Origin of the sequence: Micromonospora sp. Llam0, from assembly GCF_003751085.1 — a bacterium.
In the GTDB taxonomy this organism is placed as follows: domain Bacteria; phylum Actinomycetota; class Actinomycetes; order Mycobacteriales; family Micromonosporaceae; genus Micromonospora_E.
In genome coordinates this window covers 699,599-718,145 of sequence record NZ_RJJY01000001.1, presented here as the reverse complement: position 1 = coordinate 718,145, position 18,547 = coordinate 699,599, and the positions used below count along the sequence as shown (strand labels likewise).

9 protein-coding genes are annotated in these 18,547 nt (G+C 70.8%); 4 read left to right on the top strand and 5 right to left on the bottom strand.

From position 1 onward, the window contains the following. Positions 1–778: 778 nt before the first annotated feature. Positions 779–2,002, top strand: coding sequence for an MFS transporter (locus tag EDC02_RS03295; protein ID WP_158632038.1), 1,224 nt, complete (start codon positions 779–781; stop codon positions 2,000–2,002). A gap of 21 nt (positions 2,003–2,023) precedes the next feature. Here the strand turns inward: EDC02_RS03295 and EDC02_RS03290 are convergent, their stop codons facing one another. The 3 genes from EDC02_RS03290 to nrdR form a co-directional block, all read right to left on the bottom strand. Continuing rightward, entirely contained in the window at positions 2,024–2,968 is a 945-nt protein-coding gene (locus EDC02_RS03290) for a DUF2332 family protein (protein WP_370461513.1), read from the bottom strand. Positions 2,969–3,056: 88 nt separating this feature from the next. Next, on the bottom strand, positions 3,057–9,680 hold the full coding sequence (locus EDC02_RS41245) for an LAGLIDADG family homing endonuclease (protein WP_370461413.1): 6,624 nt from the start codon (positions 9,678–9,680) through the stop codon (positions 3,057–3,059). A 156-nt stretch (positions 9,681–9,836) separates the two neighbouring features. Continuing rightward, a complete protein-coding gene (gene nrdR / locus EDC02_RS03280; RefSeq protein WP_123600677.1) occupies positions 9,837–10,334 on the bottom strand; it encodes a transcriptional regulator NrdR in 498 nt (165 codons plus the stop codon). Between the two features lie 429 nt (positions 10,335–10,763). Between nrdR and lexA the strand changes: the two genes are divergently transcribed. Further along, a complete protein-coding gene (lexA, locus tag EDC02_RS03275; RefSeq protein WP_370461412.1) occupies positions 10,764–11,558 on the top strand; it encodes a transcriptional repressor LexA in 795 nt (264 codons plus the stop codon). A gap of 47 nt (positions 11,559–11,605) precedes the next feature. Here lexA and EDC02_RS03270 read toward each other — a convergent pair whose 3' ends face one another. Together EDC02_RS03270 and hflX are read right to left on the bottom strand one after the other, a co-directional pair. Next, entirely contained in the window at positions 11,606–13,456 is a 1,851-nt protein-coding gene (locus tag EDC02_RS03270) for a hypothetical protein (RefSeq protein ID WP_233605707.1), read from the bottom strand. Between the two features lie 94 nt (positions 13,457–13,550). Further along, positions 13,551–14,954, bottom strand: a complete 1,404-nt coding sequence (gene hflX, locus EDC02_RS03265) for a GTPase HflX (protein WP_233606332.1) — start codon at positions 14,952–14,954, stop codon at positions 13,551–13,553. Between the two features lie 384 nt (positions 14,955–15,338). Between hflX and EDC02_RS03260 the strand changes: the two genes are divergently transcribed. Both EDC02_RS03260 and EDC02_RS41240 read left to right on the top strand, forming a co-directional pair. Beyond that, positions 15,339–16,871: an NAD-dependent malic enzyme gene (locus EDC02_RS03260; protein ID WP_123600676.1), complete on the top strand. Its 1,533-nt coding sequence runs from the start codon at positions 15,339–15,341 to the stop codon at positions 16,869–16,871. Positions 16,872–17,095: 224 nt separating this feature from the next. Then, positions 17,096–18,481 carry a transposase gene (locus tag EDC02_RS41240; protein WP_233605706.1) on the top strand — a complete coding sequence of 462 codons (1,386 nt, stop codon included), beginning with the start codon at positions 17,096–17,098 and terminating at the stop codon, positions 18,479–18,481. Positions 18,482–18,547: the final 66 nt, after the last annotated feature.

The following is an 18,547-nucleotide window of genomic DNA, read 5'->3' as shown; positions in this document are numbered from 1 at the left end:
AGCCGCAAGATCAGATGACGAGAATGCGGGCGCTGGTCGGCGTGCCGCCCGATTTTACGTCAACTGATCTTGGCGACCGGCAGTGGCACGCCCGCTCCCGGTGCCGGTGGAAGTGCCACCGGCACCGGGAGCGCGGTCAGACCGGCAGGGGTGTGGCCGCGCCCGGGGTAAGCCAGTGCAGGTTGCGCCGTACCGGATCCGGGGCGGCGGTGAACGCGGTCTCGACCATCGCGCGGCCCTCGGTGAAGTGACCCGGCCTCCGTAGTGCACCGGCACCACCTGCGCCTTGGCCAGGGCGTGCCTGCCCCGGAGTATCGGCCACCGCGTGACGCGACGTCGTCGTGAACAGTCACCCGGACGCGTCGGTCAGGTGCCGGACGCCCGCGTGACGGACTGTCCACATGGGTCCGAGCTCCACGGCTGCGATGCGTAGCGCGGCGGCCCGCAACCCGGCGCCCCGACGCGACACCCGCCGACATTCTCGACCGGATCGACACGACGTCGCCGGGATGCTCGGTCAAGGACAGCTTCGCCACCCTGGACCTCACCCCGGACGGCTTCGTCGAGCTGTTCACCGCCGAGTGGATCCACCGGCCGGCGGGGCTGCCCGCGCCCGCGCGCACGGCTTCGCCCCGATCGGCACCCTGCGGATCTGGCTGCACCAGCCCGGCCAGCCATGATCACTTGGCGAAGAACCGGCCGACACGCCGACACGATCCCAGCAGAGCATCAATGATCTTGGTTGTGCCTAACCTCGGCCGGTTGCCAGACTGGTCCGGTGCCGGTCTCCCTCTGGCGAAACCGCGACTTCCTTCTCCTGTGGACGAGCCAGGTCGTATCGACGCTCGGCACCCGGATCAGCGGCCTCGCGTACCCGCTGCTGGTGCTGGCCGTCACCGGCTCACCGGCGCAGGCCGGCCTGGTGGCGGCCGCACAGGCGGCCCCGTTCCTGATCTGGTTCCTGCCGGCGGGTGCCCTGGTCGACCGCTGGCCCCGCAAGCGGATCATGCTCGCCGCCGACGCCGGCCGGGCGGTGGCCCTGGCGTCGGTCGCGGTGGCCGTCGCGCTCGGACGGATCACGATCGGTCACCTCATGGTCGTGGCCTTCGTCGAGGGGACGCTGTACGTCTTCTTCCTGCTCGCCGAGACCGCCGCCCTGCCGCACGTGGTGCCGAAACCCCAACTGCCGACGGCGATCGCCCAGAACCAGGCCCGCGACCAGGGTGCCGACCTGGCCGGCCAGCCGTTGGGCGGGCTGCTGTTCGGGCTGGGCCACGCGGTGCCGTTCGCCGCCGACGCCGTGTCGTACGTGCTGGGGCTCTCCCTGGTCGCCCCGATCCGGCGGCCCTTGGAGGAGACCCGGGTAGCGCAGCACCGCCACCTACTGGCAGAAATCTCCGAAGGCGTCCGCTGGCTGTGGCGCCAGCACCTGCTGCGCGCTCTCGTGGCGATCGCGTCGGCCGGCAACCTGGCCTTCAGCGCCCTCAGCCTGGCTGTCATCGTGCGCGCCACCGACCTCGGCGCATCCCCGACCGGCGTCGGTGTCCTCCTCGGTCTCTTCGGCGTGGGCGCGATCGCCGGTGCCCTGGTGGCCCCGCCGGTGCAGCGTCTCGTCGCCCCGAACGTGATCATGATCGGCGCGCTCTGGTGGTGGGTCGCGCAGATGACGGCGTTGGCCCTGGCCCCGACGGTGTTCGCGCTGGGCGCGGTCTACACGGTCGGCGCGCTGGTGGGCCCGATCTTCAACACCACCAACGCCGCCTACCGGTACGCCCTGACCCCCGACCGCCTCCAGGGCCGGGTCAACGGAGCCTCCCGGATGATCGGCTGGGGTGCCCGCCCCGTGGGTGCCCTCCTCGGCGGCATAGCGCTGGAGACCCTGGGTGCGGTGCCGACCTTCGCCGCGCTGGCGGCATGGCTCGCCGTCGTCGCGGCGGCGTCGACGACGAGCCGGCAGATCAGGCAGGCCCCGAGACCGGAAACGCTCACCGAACAACCCTGAGGCGGACCGTCAGCCGAACCCTCAGCCGAACCAGGTCAGGCTCTGGCCGTGTGGCCGGGTCCAGGCCAGCGGGCGGCCGTCCAGGGCCAGCACGTTGTGCAGCGTGTCGTCCGGTGGCGGCGGCAACGCGTCGTGGCGCAGGATGTCCGGCCCCTCGTTCGCCAGCCAGTGGCCGGGCAGGCCGCGTACCAGGTCGACGAAGGCCGACCGGCGCGGTGCCGGCACGTGGTAGAGCACGGCGGTGTGGAACACCACCAGCGTCGCGGCCGGCGGTGCCGACGCGGCCAGCGCCGGCAGGTCGTCGACCAGGTCGCCCCGGACCAGCAGCGGCGGATCGGCCGCCGCGACGGCCGCCGCGGCCGCCAGCCGGGCCCGCCGGTGCTCCTGCTCCGGCCAGATCAGCGCGTCCAGCCAGGCGACGTCGTCGGCGTCGGTGACGTCCAGCGGGGTCAGGTCCAGCCCGGCCCGCCACACCACCTCCGGCCGGGTACGCGGCGGCGTCAACCCGGTCGTCGCGCAGTCGAGCACCGGCTCGCCGTCCCCCACGGTCGGTCCGCCGTCGTAGCGGTAGGCGTACCGGTCCGGGTAGAGACACAGGCCCGCCGACGCGCCAACTTCGAGAAGCGCCAGCGGCTGCGGCAACGCCGCCAGCACCGGCAGCAGTACGGCGCACCGCCCGGCCTCGTTGGTCTGGGTGAGCCGGCGACGCATCTGCGCCTCGACCTCCGGCCAGCGCGCCACCGTGAAGTCGTGGAACGCGGCCGGGTCGTCGACCGGCCCGCCGAGCAGCCGGACCACACCGAACAGCAGGTTCGGCTGCCGGGTCGGTGGCGGCAACGAGTCGAGCAGCGCCAGGAGATCGTCGTCGCGGGACACCGCGTACGCCAGCCGCTCGTAGCTGGGCGACACCCCGGACGCCTGCCGGCGGGCGAAGTCGACGTACACCTCGGCGGTCCCCACCGCCAGATGATCGCCCCGCCGAGGCGGTGCCGTCATCAGCCAGACCGCGAACGGGGAGCCGGATCACATCCGGCTCCCCGTGACACGTGTTCGATCAGCTGCAGCCGGAGGTGGAGCCGCAGCCCTCGCAGACGTAGCAGCTGCCGGCCGGGCGCATCTTGGTGCCGCAGGTGAAGCAGAGCGGCGCGTCGGCCGCCTTGCCGATCACCGCCTCCAGCAGCTCCGTCGACGAGTGCACCGACGCCGGAGCCGGCGTACTCGCGGCGGCCGGCTCGGTCGCCGTACCGCTGCCGGAGTCGGCCGACGACGGCGCCGACGCCTCCGGATGCTTCGGCTCGACCGGCGCGGACATCGCCATCTCCGACAGCTCCGACGCCGCGTTCTCCGCCTCCGCCTCGGCCCGCATCTGCGCGGTCCGCTCGGCGGCGGTGAAGATGCCCAGCTCGGCCCGCCGGTCGTACGGCAGGAAGTCCAACGCCAGGCGACGGAAAATGTAGTCCATCACCGACGCGGCCATCCGCACGTCCGGGTCGTCGGTCATGCCGGCCGGTTCGAAGCGCATGTTGGTGAACTTCGCGACGAACGTCTCCAGCGGTACGCCGTACTGCAGGCCGATCGAGATGGCCACCGAGAAGGCGTCCATCACCCCGGCCAACGTCGAACCCTGCTTCGACATCTTGAGGAAGACCTCGCCGAGGCCGTCGTCCGGGTACGACGAGGCGGTCAGGTAGCCCTCGGCACCGCCGACCGAGAACGACACCGTCTCCGACGGGCGCTTCTTCGGCAGCCGCTTACGCACCGGGCGGTACTCGACGACCTTTTCGACGACCTTCTCGATCACCTTGGCCTGCTCGGCGGCGGTCTCCTTGGCCTTGTCCGACTTGGCCGCCGACAGCGGCTGGCCCACCTTGCAGTTGTCCCGGTAGATCGCCAGCGCCTTCAGGCCCAGCTTCCAGCCCTCGAAGTAGATCCGCTCGACGTCGGCGACGCTCGCCGACTCCGGCATGTTGACCGTCTTGGAGATCGCCCCGGAGATGAACGGCTGCACCGCCGCCATCATCCGCACGTGCCCCATCGGCGCGATCGACCGCTCCCCCATCGCGCAGTCGAACACCGGGTAGTGCTCGGTCCGCAGGCTCGGCGCGTCGACCACGTGCCCATGGTCGGCGATGTGCTCGACGATCGCCTCGACCTGCTCCTCCGGGTAGCCGAGGCTGCGCAGCGCGCGCGGCACCGTCTGGTTGACGATCTGCATCGAACCGCCGCCGACCAGTTTCTTGAATTTGACCAGCGCCAAATCCGGCTCGACGCCGGTGGTATCGCAATCCATCATCAGACCGATGGTGTTGTGACTGACGAACCCGCCGGCGACGTAGGTGACGTTGGCTGGCACCGACAGGTCGTACGTCGGCTGCACGCCACCGTCCTCGTTCGCCGTCACGGTCTCGTACAGGTAGCCGAGCGCGTGCCCGAGGCGGTCGTCCAGTACCTCGCCGTAGATCTCGCCGGCCAGCGTCCGCGAGACCCCGCCGGTTCGGGCCAGCGACTGCATGACCGCACCGCGCATCGGGTGTCCGGCCGGAACCAGCAGATCCCACAGCTCACGCGGCAGGTGGATACGGTCCCGGTTGCCGGTCTGCTGCGGCGCGGCGACGATCTGCTCCGCCTTGCGGGCGCCGATGAAGCCGATCGTCTCCTCGTACCGGATCGCATGGTCGGTATTGCGCAGCCGCACCTGCCAGATGTCGCTGCCCATGCCGCTGCGGGTCCGCCGGGTGGTGGTCGCCATCCCGAGGGTCAGCAGCAGGGTACGGATCTCCGCGGCGAACGACTCGGTGGACGTCGACACGGACGGCACTCCCTCGATCACCGTCCCGTCGGCCTCGAACAGGCCGCGCAGGAACGCGGTGTAGACGGTGACGTCGTTGGTCTCCAGGATCGCCGACGGCACCCGGGGCGACCAGCCCTTGCCGGTGTGTTCCGGGTGCGGCAGCGTCTTGGCGAACCCGGCTGCCTGCCACCAGCGAGCCAGCCGCACCGAGGAGAAGACGACCTCCTGGTAGCCGGTGCGCGCCGCGACCTCCGGTTCCAGCCCGAACAGGCCCTTGCCGAGCACCCGCAGCCGTTCCACCACGTCGAGGTCGGTGTCGGCTACGGCGAACCGCAGCCCCTTGGCGTGCAGGCTGCCGTCACCCATGAAGTAGCCGACCAGTTCGGCCAGCTCGGCGTCGACCGCGTCCGGCACGTACAGTCGCCGGTCGCCAGCGTAGTACGCCTGGTCGAGCACCGGCAGCGGCACCCGACGTGGCTCGCCGACCAGGGTGCCGAGCTGCACCGGTACCAGGTCGCCGGGGGCAACCTCGGCCATCCGCTTCCAGACCCATTCGCCGGTCGCCGGTTCCACCACCTTGACCCGGTGGGCCAGGGTGCCCTGAATCTGGTAACCGCCGTTGGTGACCACCCGGCGAGTGGGCTCCTCACCGTTGACGAAGAACTTCGTCGCCTGGCGGGCTCCCTCGTCGGTCGACACCATCATGTCGAGGTCCTGCCAGCGGTCGCCGTAGACGTCGCCAATCTCACCGAGTCGCATCAGCCCACGGTCGGTGGTCACCATCGTGTCCGGGGTGAGGCAACCGGTGGGCGCCAATACACTTGCCTGGGAATTGCGCCAGCCGTTCTTTTCGCCGATTTTGTTGCCGATCTCCCATTGCCGGGCGGCTTCCCGGGCCAGGGCGGTGGCGGTCGGTCCGGTCGGGCGGATCTCGTCGCTGGCAGCGGCGTGCTTGCGCATCACCCGCTTGTGACCCTCGGCGTTGCGGGCGTAGCCGTCGTAAGCGCCGACCACGCCGGCAAGTTCGGCCGAGCGGCGGTACGCCGTACCGGTCATCACCGAGGTGATGGCGGCGGCGTAGGACCGGCCGGCTTCCGAGTCGTACGGCAGACCGGAGGCCATCAGCAGGGCACCGAGGTTGGCGTAGCCGATGCCGAGCTGCCGGTACGCCCGGGTGGTCTCGCCGATCTTCTGCGTCGGGAAGTCGGCGAAGCAGATGGAGATGTCCATCGCCGTGATGACGAACTCGACGGAGCGGACGAACTTCTCCACCTCGAAGCCGCCGTCGGCCCGCAGGAATTTCATCAGATTCAGCGACGCAAGATTGCACGACGAATTGTCAAGGTGCAGGTATTCCGAGCAGTTCCGGACGACCACGCCGTTGGCGATGTACGAGTGGTTGCGCGGTTCGGACAGATTGTAGGTGGTCTCAAAACCGTCGAACTCGCGGCTGACCAACTTCGCCGTCTGATCCGTCCGGTAGAACCGGTGCTGTTCGAGCCAACAGGCCACCCGCTGCGCCTTGGCCTGGTGGTCGAACCCGATCCGGCTGGCGAACAGGCGGATGTTCTCCCCACTGATCCGCAGGTCGTAGAGCTGCTTACCGTGGTACTCGCGCTCGTCGCCACCGTTCGTGGTGTACCGGAAGGTGGTGTCACCGGCCTTGCGGGTGGCGTAGATCCGGCTGCCGATGCCGAACCCGCTCAGCAGACGCTGTGCCTCGCGGAGCAGTTCGATCGAGACCGCGCCGAGCCCAACGTAACGGGTGCCGTTGGCGGTCTCGGCGGCGCAGCCGTCCGCGTCGAACAGCCCGCGCAGGAACGCCGCCTGGATCTCGGGCGGCGCCTCCAGCACCGACGACGGCAGTCGCTTGTCCACGGCGCGGGCAGTGCTCACGCCGAGCCCGGTCAGGAAGTCGACGACGGCAGTGCGGTTGCTGCGCAGCTGCACGGTGCCGTTGGGCATCTGGACCGGGTCGAATCGCAGGCCGACGATGCTTTCCAGCACCGTCTGGTGCCGCTGGAGGATGGCCTCCGGATCGGACTGGCTGTAGATCCAGCTGGCGCCGGGGTTGTCACCGCGTACGCCCGGGGTGCCGTGGCGAACCGAGCCGTCGCCGACCAGCCAGCCGAGCAGGTGCGCGAAGTCCTCGGTCCACTTCTCCGGCAGCCGGGACTCCCGCTGCCACTTGGTCGGCACGACGTCACCGGGTGACACCCGGGCGTCCGCGCGCATGCGGAACTCCCAGGACGCGGCGGTCGCCGGGGTGGGCTGGTTGAGCGGCAGGATCTGGTCGTCCGGGGTGAGGTCCTTGGCCTCGACGTACCCCCGGTTGGTGGTCCAGATCCGGTGGTTCGGGGTGCAGCGCAGCACCATGCCGTTGCTGAACTCGAGCCGGGTGATCTCGTTCGTCCCGGTGATCATGACCGCTTCGGGGCTGGTCAGCACGACCTGGTCGGCGGGGGCGTCCGGGTTGGTGGCGTCGTGGGTGTAGACACCGAACGATTCGCCCTGCCGGCTCCGGTCGATGAGTGCGTCGAACCGGATCAGGCCCTTGTCGGTGTGGACCAGGGTGTCGCCGGTGAAGCAGGGATTAGACGCAGTGATGCGTCCGCTCTCCGGGCAGGTGTGCCAGTCGTTGATCGTGTCGTCGTACTGCAGACCCGGGTCGGCGCATTCCCAGGCGGCCTGAGCGATGGTGCCGAACAGCTTCTTGGCGTCGACGGTGTCGATCACCGAGCCGTCGAGCCGGGCCCGCAGGTCGAAGTTGCCGCCGTCCTCGTACGCCCGCATGAACTCGTCGGAGACCCGGACCGAGTTGTTGGCGTTCTGGTACTGGACGCTGACGATGTCGGCACCGCCGAGGTCCATGTCGAACCCGGCGTCGCGCAGCGCCCGGATCTTGTCCTCCTCGCGGGCCTTGGTCTGCACGAACTCCTCGATGTCGGGGTGGTCCACGTCGAGGATGACCATCTTGGCGGCCCGGCGGGTGGCGCCGCCCGACTTGATGGTGCCGGCCGAGGCGTCGGCGCCGCGCATGAAGCTGACCGGGCCGGAGGCGGTGCCACCGCTGGACAGCAGCTCCTTGGAGGAGCGGATCCGGGACAGGTTCACCCCGGACCCGGAGCCGCCCTTGAAGATCAGCCCTTCCTCTTTGTACCAATCGAGGATGGAATCCATCGAGTCGTCGACGGCAAGGATGAAGCAGTTGTGCACTCGCAGGTTGTCGGAGAGGTACTCCCCCGACTCGGTCTGGATGTCGTAGACCTCCATCGCCCCGAGCGGTTCGACCCGGTCGATGACGAGGCGTTTCGTCGCCTTGGCGGACCGGCCCACCTTGGCAAAGCTCTCCTCCAGCTTGCCGGACTTGCGGGCGTCGACGAACCCGATTTCTGCGGCGAAGGTGTCCCGGTCGCCGTGGTTCTGGATGCGCAACGACCAGGTGCCGTGCCGGTTCGGTCGCGGGTCGGCCTTGAAACCGACCCGGGCGAAGATCCCGAAGCGCAGCAGCAGCCGCTGCAGCCCGCGAATCAACCGCTCGCCGATCATGTCCACGCCGACCAAGGTGGACGCCTCACGCGCCGAGACATAGCCCTCTGCCTGGAAGATGCTCTTCAGATAGGCGGCGACGACCGGCAGCGGCGCGGTGAACAGCGTTGCCGGCACCTCCATCTCGGTGCCCCGGGCAAGCAGGCCCCACTTGTCGATGAACGGGCGCAGATTCTTCCCGTACAACCGGGTCCGCCGGCAGTCGAGGGTGACGTCCTGGGTGACGACGCGGCGTTCATGGCGGTGCGCGCCAGGGAAGACCTGGTCGATCGCGGCGACGACCCAGCTGAGTTCGTCGTCGTTGACGGTCATCGCCTCGATCGTCAGCGACCGGTTGGTGCCCTGATCGTACTGGCCGACGAAGCCGTCTGACTGCAGCCAACCGGCCAGCGCGGCCTCGTGGACGTCGCCGGGGTGGAACTCCGCCTCGCCGTCGCTGCCCCGCCGGTGCCATTCGAGAGTGTCGCCAGCGACCAAGGTGCCGGCTTCGACGAACCGACCGGTGCCCTCGCCGGTCGATTTCCAGACCAGGTGGTCTGCGGTGACGTCCAGGGTGTAGCCGGCTTTGGTGTGCAGGCGCAATACGTCCTTGATGCCATTGGCCTGGACCGCGAGAATTCGGGTCAGCCCGTGTGCGTCGTAGACCTTGGCTCCGACGGCGTTTTCCTCGACCAGCTTGCCGATCGGGACGAGGCCGGCCGGCGTGCTCACGAGCGAGTGGTACGGCTGGCACGCTGATACCTGCTGGGGGGATGCGGTGCCGACGTTGAACCAGACCGGCGAGTTGAAGCTGAACACCTGGTGCAGCAGCATCCAGGTCAGCTCGTGCTCGAAGATCTCGGCGTCGCCCGGGGTGGCGAAGTAGCCGTGCTGCTCCCCCGCCGCCCGGTAGGTCTTCACCACCCGGTCGATCAGCTGCTTGAGCGACCATTCCCGCTGCGGGGTCCCCACCGCCCCACGGAAGTACTTGGTGGTGACGATGTTGGCCGCGTTGACGCTCCACGACTCCGGGAACTCCACGCCGCGCTGCTCGAAGTTGACCGTGCCGTCGCGCCAGTTGGTCATCACCACGTCGCGGCGCTGCCAGGTCACCTCGTCGTACGGGTGCACACCCTCGCTGGTCCACACCCGCTCGACGGTCAGGCCACCCGCGCCGGCCTTGGCCCGTACCCGCGCGTTGGAGCCCGCGGCCGACCCGGCCTTGCCGTTCGCCGACCCGGCCTTGCCGTTCGCCGATCCGGCCTTGCCGTTGGCCTTCGCCGTGCCGTTGGCCGAACCCGCCGCGCCGTTGGCCTTCGCCGTGCCGCCGCTACCGCTACCGCCTGTCTTCGCGGTCACACCTTCCCCCGCCATCTGATCGCCCCCTCAGGCTCTCGCGCAGCGTCGTGCCACGCGGTCGTTTCCGTCTTGCCGTTCAGCTTTTTTCTCCGGCCGTACCCGCCGGGACCGGCGGTCGGCCGTACGCCTTGCTGTTTCCGGGTCGTCGCGGGCCGGTCAGCCGGGCCCGGCCCCGGCCGCCGCCGGGGTCGTCGCGGCCTCCCGCGCCCCGGCTGCGGCCCGCAGCGTCTCGATCTCGCGTTCGAAGTCGTCCAGCGAGTCGAAGGACCGGTAGACGCTGGCGAACCGCAGGTACGCCACCTCGTCCAGCTCGCGCAGCGGCCCGAGGATCGCCAGCCCGACGTCGTGGCTGGGGATCTCGGCCGCGCCCTTGGCCCGGACGGTCTCCTCGACCTTCTGGGCCAGCAGGGCGATGGCGTCGTCGTCCACCGGTCGGCCCTGGCATGCCTTGCGCACCCCGCCCATGATCTTGGATCGGCTGAACGGCTCGGTGACGCCGCTGCGTTTGACCACGGCGAGCACCGCCTCCTCGACGGTGGTGAACCGTTTGCCGCACTCCGGGCAGGACCGGCGGCGGCGGATGAGCTGGCCGTCGTCGGCTTCCCGCGAGTCGACCACGCGCGAGTCGGCGTGCCGGCAGTACGGGCAGCGCATGCCGATGTCCCTTCCGTCGAGCCGCGAGGTCGAAAAGGGCGCGCAGTGGTCACCGCGGGTTACCACGGGTACGCCGGGCCGGCCTGCTGGAGACGTTGCTCTCAGTCAGGAGACCCAACCTGTGGACAACTTACGCCCTTGTAACTACTAGATGTTGGGGTCGACGGTAGGCCGCAAGCCCGGCTCGGTCAAGTTGACCGGCACCCTTCGGCGCGTCGTCACTCTGCCAACACCGATCCCTGCCCGAGGGTTACCGCCCATGCCACTACCGAAGTTCGATCGAACATCCGTACGATAAACTACTTCCAGGACGACACGCGACAACATCTCGTACAGATGTTTGAACCTGACCGGATCTCTGGTTACCGTCTTGGTCGACACCAATGGTGCCGATCAGGACGCGATCTGACGGCCGGGGAGAGGACGGATGTGTCGAGCGACGACAGGGCGGGCCCGCCTCAGCAGAGTAGCGGCAACGGCGGCGCGGCAACGGTCAACGCCGGCGCGTCGGTACGTGGACGGCGGGGCAGCCGCTCCGGCGAGTCCCGGGTGCGCGCCGTGACGCCGGTGGTGAGCGCCTTTCCCGACCCGGTCAACGGCGAGTTGACCGCCCGGCAGCGCCGGATCCTGGAGTTCATCCGCAGCTGGGTGGACCGGCACGGCTACCCGCCGAGCGTGCGGGAGATCGGCGAGGCGGTCGGACTGGTCTCCCCGTCCAGCGTCGCCTACCAGCTCAAGGAGCTGGAGCGCAAAGGCTTCCTGCGCCGGGATCCGAACCGTCCCCGGGCGGTCGACGTGCGTCCGCCGCACGACGCCGCCGACGACGAGGCCGAGCGGGCGCTGCGGCCGACTCCGGCGTACGTGCCGATGCTGGGCCGGATCGCCGCTGGTGGGCCGATCCTGGCCGAGCAGGCGGTGGAGGACGTCTTCCCGCTGCCCCGCGAGCTGGTCGGCGAGGGTGAGGTGTTCATGCTGCAGGTCAAGGGCGATTCGATGATCGACGCGGCGATCTGCGACGGCGACTGGGTGGTGGTACGTCAGCAGCCGACCGCCGACTCCGGGGAGATCGTCGCCGCGATGATCGACGGCGAGGCCACGGTGAAGACCTACCGACGGCGTGACGGGCACGTCTGGTTGATGCCGCACAACGCCGCGTTCGACCCGATCCCCGGTGACGAGGCCACCATCATGGGTCGGGTGGTGGCGGTGCTGCGCCGGGTCTGACCGGCTGACAGCAGACCTCGGCAGGGTGTCAGCACAGCAGCGGGGTGTCAGCCGCGCCACTCGTCCGGGTGCTCGGGGGCGGACCGGCCGTAGACGCCGGGTTCCCGCTCGCCGCGCCCGGCGGGTGGGCGCGGCCCGCTGCCGGCTCGCGGCTGGTCGTATCGGTCGGCCGGGTAGCCGTCGCCCGGGTAGTCGCCGCCGAGGTCCCAGGAACCGCCCGGGTCGCGCGCGTCTCCGCGATCGGGTGATCGGCCGGAGTGCCCGGCGCCGCCGTAGACGCCGGCCGCACCGGGCCGGGCCGGTGGCACCGGTTTCGCCGCCCCGTACACCGCTCCGGAGTCGACCCCGCCGGCCGGGCGGTAACCGCCGGTGTCCGGCGGCGGTGCCGCGGCCCCGTACACGCCGGCCCGGCCACCGGTGGCGGGCTTGGTTGCGCCGTACGTGCCGCCGCCGGCGGCGGGCGGTCTTGCCGCCGCCGCGCCGTAGACACCGCCACCGCCTGGACCGGCCGGGGCGGCTGACCCGGCGGCGGGTTTCGCCGCGCCGTAGACACCGCCGGCTTTGCGGCCGGCCGGGGCCGGTCCGCCACCGGGCAGCGCGCCGCTGCCCAATGTCCCGCTGGCGTAGGCGCCGCTGCCCAGCGAATCGCTCGCGTACGCGCCGCTGCCCAGCGAATCGCTCGCGTAGGCCGCAGCGCGGTCCCGGTCCCCCGGGGCGCGGTCGGACCGGTCCGGGTCGCGGTCGGCGCGGCCCACGCCGCGTCCGCCGACCCCCGCCGACCGCGCCGCCCGCCGGGCCCGGACGATGCCGAAGATGCCGAGCCCGACCAGCAGTGCGCCCAGCACACCGACCGCCGCGATCAGCAGGTTGATCTCCTGCAGGCTGATCCGGTTGAGCCAGGACGGTCCGTCCCGGCCGCTGCCGCCGCCGGTGTCGTCGACCTCGGCCGCGACCTCGGTGCTCGGGGTGTAACGCAGGATCTCCACCGGGGTCCCCTCGTCGAGAGTGGCGACGTCGGAGACGGTGAGGAAGGTGGTGCCGTCCGGCGAGTAGGCGATCGACTCGCCGAACGGGTCGGTGAGCGGGGTGGCCCGGGGACGTTCGGTGGTGAGCGTCGTGACGATGTCGCCGTCGGCCGGCAGGTCCCACTCGAAGGCGTCGGCGTAGGTGCGCAGGGCAATCCGGCTGCCGTCCGGGGATCGGGCCGCGCCGGTGACGGTGAGCCGGCCGGCGGCGGCGAACAGGTTCGGGGTGCTGGTGGTGGGCAGTTCGAGTTCGCCGGCCCGCTCCATTGGTACCGGGTCGGTGTTGTCGCTGCGAAGTTGTTCGACCGGTCGGTACAGACCGGACGGGCCGGTCTCCTTGGTGATGATCAGCGGAGTGCCGTCGTCGGCGATCAGCAGCGCCTCGGCGTCGTGCGGGCCGTCCGGGTAGCTGAGCCGGTGGATGACCGGCTGGGCGGAGCCGTCTGCCGGCAGGGACCACAGCGCGATCGTCGCCCGACGTTCGTCGGCGGTCGGGTTGTCCCCGACATCGGCGATCCAGAGGGTCTGCCCGTCCGGGGAGATCGCCAGGTCCTCCGGGTCCAGCGGCGGCGTCGGGTACTGGACAGCGTTGGCGACGTCGCAGGACGAGTCGAGGAAGAACACCCGCTCGTTACTGTCGATCTCGGTGCTGTCGTTGACCACGACGTAGCCGTCGGCGGTGGCGACGAGACCGGAGAGCTCCCGGAGCCGCTCGTCGGTGATCTCACAGACCGGCTCGCCCGGTGTCACCTGCTGGGCAGCGGGTGGGGCCGGGTCCTGGGCGGGCAGGGCCATGGCCGGGCCGGCCGGAGCCAGAAGGTGGATCGTGAGTAGTCCGACGGCGATCGTGGCCGGGGTCAGGAGCCGACGCATCCGACGAGTGTCGCACGCCGGCCTGAATCCGACTGTTACACCGTGATCAATCACGTGAAGTCTTCGGCGGATCACTGAGTTTGCGGAAGGAATGTCACTCGCCCGGGGTGAGGAACGGTTGGAGTTCGGCGGCGAGCGCCTCGTCGACCCGCGCCTGCAGCAGGGTACCGGCGGCGGTGTGCCGGGTGCCGAGGACCTCACCCCGGTGGTGCACCCGGGACACCAGGTCACCCCGGTGGTACGGCAGCATCACGCTGACCTGGACGGCCGGTCGCGGCAGGCGTTGCTCGATCGCGGCGCGCAGGTCGTCGATGCCCCGGGCCCGCCGGGCGGAGACGAAGACCGCGTCGGGCCAGAGCCGTTTCAGCCGCAGCAACTCCTCCTCGCTGGCCGCGTCGATCTTGTTGACGACCAGCAGTTCGGGGCGGCGGTCGGCGCCGACCTCGGCGAGCACCTCGCGGACCGCGCGGACCTGTTCCTCGGGGTCGGGATGGGCACCGTCGACCACATGCACCACCAGGTCGGCCTCGGCGACCTCCTCCAGGGTGGAGCGGAACGCCTCGACGATCTGATGCGGCAGGTGCCGGACGAAACCGACGGTGTCCGACAGGGTGTAGACTCGGCCGTCGGCGGCGTGCGCCCGGCGGGTGGTCGGGTCGAGGGTGGCGAACAGCGCGTCCTCGACCAGCACCCCGGCACCGGTGATCCGGTTCAGCAGGCTGGACTTGCCGGCGTTGGTGTAGCCGGCGATCGCCACCGCTGGCACCGCGTTGCGGGTGCGGCGGGCGCGTTTGGTCTCGCGTACCGTCCGCATGCTTTTGATTTCCCGCCGCAGGCGGGCGATCCGGGTGCGGATCCGGCGCCGGTCGGTTTCCAGTTTGGTCTCACCGGGGCCGCGCAGGCCGACGCCGCCGCCGGCGCCGCCGCCACGGCCGCTACCGCCAGTCTGCCGGGACAGCGTTTCGCCCCAGCCGCGCAGCCGGGGCAGCAGGTACTCCAGCTGGGCCAGCTCGACCTGGGCCTTGCCCTCTTTGCTCTTGGCGTGCTGGGCGAAGATGTCCAGGATCAGCGCGGTCCGGTCAATGACCTTGACCTTGACTTTCTGCTCCAGGTTGCGCAGCTGTGACGGGGAGAGTTCGCCGTCGCAGATCACCGTGTCCGCCCCGGAGGCGAGCACCACGTCGCCGAGTTCGCCGACCTTGCCCCGGCCGACGTAGGTGGCCGGGTCGGGCCGGTCGCGGCGCTGGATCAAGCCCTCCAGGACCTGGGACCCGGCGGTCTCGGCGAGCGCGGCGAGCTCGGTGATCGAGTTTTCCGCGTCGGTCACCGTCCCGCTTTCCCACACTCCCACCAGCACCACGCGCTCCAGCCGCAGCTGGCGGTACTCGACCTCGGTGATGTCGGCGAGTTCGGTGGATAGCCCGGCGACGCGGCGCAGCGCGTGCCGGTCGGCCAGCTCCAGGTCGCCAACGGTGGTGTCGTCGTCTGTCGGCTCGATCGGGCCGTTGGGGCCGGTTCGGCCGTTGGGGCCGGTTCGGCCGTCCGGGCCGGCGGCGGTCGACAGGTGGAACGGCGGGTGAACCGTCTCCTCGGCACGAGATGTACGCAAAAGCTGCCTCCTCAGGACTCGATCCTGACACGCCGACGGCCGCGCCGCACCTACATATCAGGACGCGGGCTGCCCCCGCGGCCGGTACCGGGCCGGTTCGCGCCTGCGCCGGCCCGTTCGCAGCCGACGCCGGGCCGGGGTGAGGGCCGCCGTGACCTGCGGCTGAATGGCTACGGCACGCCGTACGCGGGGCGGAGCGGGCGCGGGGCGGATCACGCGCAAGAATGGTGCAGCGGCCCAGTCCGGCCGCCCCACCAACGACGGAGGGATCCCGTGGCGACCACCCGCCTGCCCAGTGCCGGCTTCTCCATCACCATCCGGATCAGCATTCCCGCCGACGCGTCGGCGATCGGCCGGTTGACCACCTGTGTCGGCGAGGCTGGTGCCATCGTCACCGCTCTCGACGTGGTCGACTCCGACCCGGTCAGCGTGGTGGTCGACCTGACCTGCGACACGGCCGACGCGGCGCACGCCGACGACGTGGTCAAGGAGCTCGAGGCGCTCGACGGCGTCGAGGTCCGCAAGGTGTCGGACCGGACGTTCCTGCTGCATCTGGGCGGCAAGATCGAGGTGGCCCCGAAGGTGTCGCTGCGTAACCGGGACGAACTGTCCCGGGCGTACACGCCGGGGGTGGCGCGGGTGTGCCTGGCGATCGCCGACAATCCGGCCGACGCGCGCCGGCTGACCATAAAGCGCAACACCGTGGCGGTGGTGACCGACGGTTCGGCAGTGCTCGGGCTGGGCAATCTCGGTCCGGCGGCCGCGCTGCCGGTGATGGAGGGCAAGGCGGCGCTGTTCAAGCGGTTCGGCGATGTCGACGCCTGGCCGGTGGTGCTGGACACCCAGGATCCGGACGAGATCGTGTCGATCGTCCGGGCGATCGCCCCGGGCTACGGCGGGATCAACCTGGAGGACATCGCCGCACCGCGCTGCTTCGAGATCGAGTCGAAGTTGCGGGAGCTGCTCGACATCCCGGTCTTCCACGACGACCAGCACGGTACGGCGATCTGCGTGCTGGCCGCGTTGACCAACGCGCTGCGGGTGGTCGGCAAGCAGCTCAGCGACGTACGGGTGGTGGTCTCCGGGGCGGGCGCGGCCGGCACCGCCATCATCAAGCTGCTGCTGCGTCAGGGCGTCGGGGACGTCATCGCCTACGACCGGCCGGGGGCGCTGCACCGAGGGCTGAGCGGGCTGAACCCCACCTGGCAGTGGCTGGCCGAGCACACCAACTCGACCGGGTACGCCGGGGATCTGCCCGGCGCGCTCCGGGGCGCGGACGTGTTCATCGGGGTAAGCGCGCCGAACCTGCTGACCGGTGACGACATCGCCACCATGGCGCCGGACTCGATCGTGTTCGCGCTGGCGAACCCGGATCCCGAGGTGGACCCGCGCGAGGCCCGCCGGCATGCGGCCATCGTCGCGACGGGGCGGTCCGACCAGCCGAACCAGATCAACAACGTACTGGCGTTCCCGGGCGTGTTCCGGGGCATGCTGGACGCCCACGCGGAGACGTTCACCGACGACATGGCGTTGGCCGCGGCGCGGGCCATCGCCGACGTGGTGGGCGAGGATCGGATCAACCCGACGGTGATCGTGCCGAGCGTGTTCGATTCCCGGGTGGCGCCGGCGGTGGCCGCTGCGGTCCGAGCCGCGGCGCAGGCCTCGGACGCGACCGCGCAGCCGGCCGTCGTCGCGCAGCCGGCCGTCGTCGCGCAGCCGGCCGTGGCCGAACAGCCGGCCGTGGCCATCACCGCCCCGGCCGGTGTGCCCACCATCCAGCAACGGTCGGCGGCGGCCGGCAACTGACCCTGGGCGGCCGGCGGCGCCCGGACCGGGTTCAGCAGAGCCGGCGCCGCTCAGCTCCGCGGAGCGCGCAGCGCGGCGTGCGCCGCCCGGACCAGGTCCGGGGCGGCGCCGCTCGTGTTTTGACCATCGGGGGGATTCGTGGTGGTCGAGGTCTAGCGGAACGGGGAGGACCCTGTCCATGATCTGAGTTCTCACACAAAGATCATCAATGGGCAGGGTCCTCGATGAGAAGCGTAACGGCTACCGGTGCCGGTGACAGCGAGCTGGGCCGGATCTTGTTGGACTCCTGGCGGCGGGAGCTGTACGAGGGTGTCCTCGCGTCCCGGTCGCGGACGATGTTCACACTGGTCGACGAGTTGGCCGCCGATCAGGGCCGGTGTGGCTGTCCGGCGCATCTGTCGCTGGGCACCGTCACCGGGCACGCCGCCGCGTACCGGGCCCTACGCGACGGCGAGATCGACACCGGCCGGGCGTTGCGGGCGGCGTGCCGGATCGCCGCGCGGTCCGGCCTGCCCCGGGTGTACGCCGTCGACACCACCGCGTGGCCACGGCCGAACGCCGCCACCAGCCCGGACCGGCAGCCACAGTACACCCCGGGCGGCCCGCGCGGCGCGGCGCTGATCAAGACCGGGTGGCGGTATCAGCATGTCGTCCGGTTGACCCTGACCCCGGACTCGTGGGTCGTGCCGGTCCTGGCCGACCGGATCGCCTCCGACGACGACCTGGTCGAGGTCACCGTGGACCACATCGCCCGGGTCTGCGCCACCGACGGCGCCCGCCCGGCCGATCCGTCGCTGTTCCTGCTGGACTCCGGCTACCCCGCGGCCCGGATCACCCATCTGCTACGCGAACGCGGGATTCCCGCGGACGTCCTGGTCAGGCTGGCGACCTCGCAGACCATGTGGACCAGACCCGAACGCCGGGCCGCGCACCCCCTCGGCGGCCGGCCCCGCCGGCACGGGTTCCGCCTGGCCCTGCGCCAGCCCGACCTGAACCCCGACGCCGGTGTCAGCGGACCACTCGACATCTACGGCACCGTCACCGTCCGAGCCTGGCACCAGGTCCACCCCAAACTCACCCGCGCCAGCCGAGGCTTCGAAGACCAGCCCACCCTGCCGATCGTCGAGGGCAGCGTCCTACTCGCCCGGGTCCAGCACCTGCGCCCCAGCCGCCGCGCGGGCGACCTCGCGCTCTGGTACTCCGGTACCCGCCGTGACCTGCTCACCCTGGTCATGACCTACCTGACCCGCTTCGACATCGAGCACTACCTCCGCTACCTGAAGACCACCGCCCACGCCCCGGACTTCCACCCCCGCCAACCCGACACCCTGACCACCTGGCTCCGCCCGCACTCCTACGCCTACCTGCACCTGTTCTGCGCCCGTACCCACCTGACCCACCACCGGCTGCCCTGGGAACCCGCCACCACCACGACACCGACCCCCGGCCAGACCCGCCGACAGGTTTCGCCCGCTCTGCGCAACGCCTGGCAACCACCAGGCCACCCGAAACCCGGCCACCCCGGCCCCGGACGCCCCGCCGGCAGACGCCGCAGACGCCGCACCCGCTACCCCGTCATCCGTAGGAACGCCATCCACAAGGGCAAATAACAGCCCTCACCCACACCACCACGAACACACCCACACCACACCGCCAGACCACCCTGCCCACAGAGA